The organism is Endozoicomonas sp. ONNA2 (assembly GCF_024606365.1).
Classification (GTDB): domain Bacteria; phylum Pseudomonadota; class Gammaproteobacteria; order Pseudomonadales; family Endozoicomonadaceae; genus Endozoicomonas.
Map to the genome: position 1 here is coordinate 1 of NZ_JAHHPO010001085.1, position 2,636 is coordinate 2,636.

The window sequence follows — 2,636 nt, forward strand, 5'->3', positions numbered from 1 at the left end:
ATGGTATAAAAATCAGAAAATTCCAGATTTAAATGAGGGGTGCTGAATAGTTACTTCGATAGGCTCTTTTCGAATTCCAAACTGCTGAGCTATCCTTGGTGGATATAATCAGCCATCGCCAGCATTGACCATGAATATAGGCCGAATCTCAGATCTCATCAGTAATGAAACCTGCTTTGAGATGATCCGTGAGAACCGCTGGCCAGATGGCACTGTTCTCTGTCCGCACTGTGATTCTGAGAATGTCAAAAAGAATGGACACGACAATGTGCAGGTAGAGTGCCAGCACTGTTACTGTAAAGTTTCCCATGCCAAGATCCCTTTGCTCTCGATGCCAACGCCCGGAAAAACAGTGTTACTGTAAAGCGCTCAAAGACGAGACTGCCTGCATGGATATTATTATTCTGCAGCATCCCAGAGAGTCCAGGCACCCATTGAATACGGCGCGCATTCTGGAGCTGGGTATCGGTAATTGCGAGGTATGGGTGGGTGAAGATTTTTCCGCTCATTCACAACTTCTGAGAACGCTGGCAGAAAAGAACTGCTACCTGCTATTTCCCGGAGCGAATGCCAGGGCCAGCCAGGATGTCCTGCAAACTGAGAGGCCGGAAGTACTGATTATCCTGGATGGAACCTGGCGAAAAGCCAAAAAGATTTGGGTGCGGTTCTTTTCCTACGACACCGCAACCCCGATATATCGGTCACTCCGATGATCAGAGGCAAAGAAAAAAGGGCTGTTCTGTGGTGATATAAAGTCGTCAAACACATAGCACCAGAAAAGCAGCCCTTCGTGAACGCATCTTACGCCAATACACTCGACTTTCAATTTTTTTCTCCGGCACTGGATCAATTCAACGCTATGATCGATCACCTTGAATCTGCCTGTGTCCAGGATCATGGCACGACTGAAGAGTACCTTCGTAATCATGGCAACGAGTTACTCCGGTTAATGTTTCAAGGGTATCTCGATAAACAGACTGAGGATGAAGAAAAGGCTGTATCCGTCACTGCCTCTGATGGCATATCCCGCAACCATGTCCGCCAAAATACCAGTCGGGTTATTACGACAATATTTGGAAAGGTGGCTGTCAAACGCCTGTCTTACAGCCAGCGTAATGTCTCCAGTGAATTCCCATTGGATGGGGAACTGAACCTCAATGATGACCAATACTCTGATGGTGTACGAAAACGCGTGGTCACTGATGCCATTGACCGTTCTTATGACAGTGTCGTGAAACGTCATCGTGAGAATTGCCCCGGTATTGTTGGCAAGCACCAGACCATAAAATTGGTTGAGGACACTGCTCAGGATTTTGTTGAGTTTTATGAGCAACGAGAGATAGAAGATGAGCAAACGGATGACTTGCTGGTTCTGAGTTTTGACGGCAAAGGCTTGGTAATGCTGCCTGACGGGTTAAGGGAGGCGACCCGGAAAAATGCAGAGAAAAGCAAGAAAAAACGCCAGACCCGTTTAAGTCCGGGAGAAAAGAAGGACCGAAAGCGCATGGCGATGGTGGGGACAGTTTATACCGTAAAGAAAAATCTGCGATCGCCGGAATCCATCATGAACCTTGAGAATCAATCAGGCAATGTCGTCAAATTCAGGCCACCAGTGCGCAACAAAAGAGCTTGGGCCAGTGTTGAAAGAGACGGGGTGCAAGTCATAGAAGAGGCATTTGATGAAGCTCTGAAACGTGATCCGGGCCAGAATCGTCAATGGGTTATTGTGGTTGATGGTCACCCACACCAACTAAAAATGATTGAAAAGGTGGCCAGTCAAAAGCAGGTAAAAGTGAGTATCGTAATGGACTTCATTCATGTACTGGAATATCTGTGGAAAGCAGCTTATTGCCTGCATGGAAAAGATGATGAGAGCGTGGAAAAATGGGTTGAACTTCAGGCTCTCAAAGTTCTAAGGGGGCAGTCAGATCATGTAGCGAGAGGAATGAAACAAAGTGCCACGAAGAGGAAACTGAAGAACCGGGAATCCATTGACAAATGTGCAGGCTATTTACAGAAAAACCGAAGTCGGCTTGGTTATGGCAAAGCTCTCAGTTCAGGCTTTCCCATTGCCAGCGGAGTCATTGAAGGAGCTTGCCGACACCTGATCAATGATCGTCTGGATATAACCGGAGCACGCTGGAGCTTACAGGGAGCTGAAGCCATTCTGAAGCTGCGCTCACTGAACTCCAGCGGAGACTGGGAAGAGTACTGGTCGTTTCACCGTTTACGTTCGAAGGAACGAAATTATGGTGGGATGGCGGTCAACAAGGCTTTGTCGTAGCAAAGAAACCACACCCAAACTATTTTTTAATTGGCTGGCAGCGCATCGCACGAATGATGCCACTCCTCCCATTTGGGTGACTGAGCATTATAAGGAATATTCTGAGACAGCCCATCCTTACTCTGATGCGTTGCTTACACCTGTCTATCAGCAAAATGACCCCATGACCCAATTAAAATTACCTCCAAAACGTTTAAAAGAGCATTTTAACCGGCCTTCCGCTGTCGTTCTTCAGTCGGATGATTTGCTTGTTCTTTTAGATGAATTTCTTGCACAGATCGTAATTTAAGAAAAGGGTAAGTAGTTGGCCAAATGGAATCGTATATTTCTGGCTAAGTGGACAGTTACTATG

Annotated in this window: 4 protein-coding genes; all 4 read left to right on the forward strand. The window is 46.6% G+C overall.

Annotation, left to right across the window (positions count from 1 at the left end; all coding sequences use genetic code 11):
* Window positions 1–181 precede the first annotated feature (181 nt).
* The 4 genes from KDK14_RS21890 (at window position 182) to KDK14_RS19455 (ending at window position 2,573) form a co-directional block, all read left to right on the forward strand.
* Entirely contained in the window at window positions 182–364 is a 183-nt protein-coding gene (locus tag KDK14_RS21890) for a hypothetical protein (protein ID WP_373691121.1), read from the forward strand.
* Window positions 309–713, forward strand: a complete 405-nt coding sequence (locus tag KDK14_RS19445; RefSeq protein ID WP_257266866.1) for a DTW domain-containing protein — start codon at window positions 309–311, stop codon at window positions 711–713. Before KDK14_RS21890 ends, KDK14_RS19445 begins: the two co-directional genes overlap by 56 nt.
* Before the next feature lie 77 nt (window positions 714–790).
* Window positions 791–2,284 (forward strand): ISKra4 family transposase, encoded by a 1,494-nt coding sequence (locus tag KDK14_RS19450; protein ID WP_257266867.1) that lies wholly within the window; start codon window positions 791–793, stop codon window positions 2,282–2,284.
* Entirely contained in the window at window positions 2,250–2,573 is a 324-nt protein-coding gene (locus tag KDK14_RS19455; RefSeq protein WP_257266868.1) for a hypothetical protein, read from the forward strand. Before KDK14_RS19450 ends, KDK14_RS19455 begins: the two co-directional genes overlap by 35 nt.
* Window positions 2,574–2,636: the final 63 nt, after the last annotated feature.

Excerpts from the sequence above, each read along its gene's own strand:
- KDK14_RS19455 (WP_257266868.1), top strand. The coding sequence starts at position 2,250 with ATGGTGGGATGGCGGTCAACAAGGCTTTGTCGTAGCAAAGAAACCACA.
- KDK14_RS19445 (WP_257266866.1), top strand. The coding sequence starts at position 309 with ATGCCAAGATCCCTTTGCTCTCGATGCCAACGCCCGGAAAAACAGTGT.
- KDK14_RS21890 (WP_373691121.1), top strand. The coding sequence starts at position 182 with ATGATCCGTGAGAACCGCTGGCCAGATGGCACTGTTCTCTGTCCGCAC.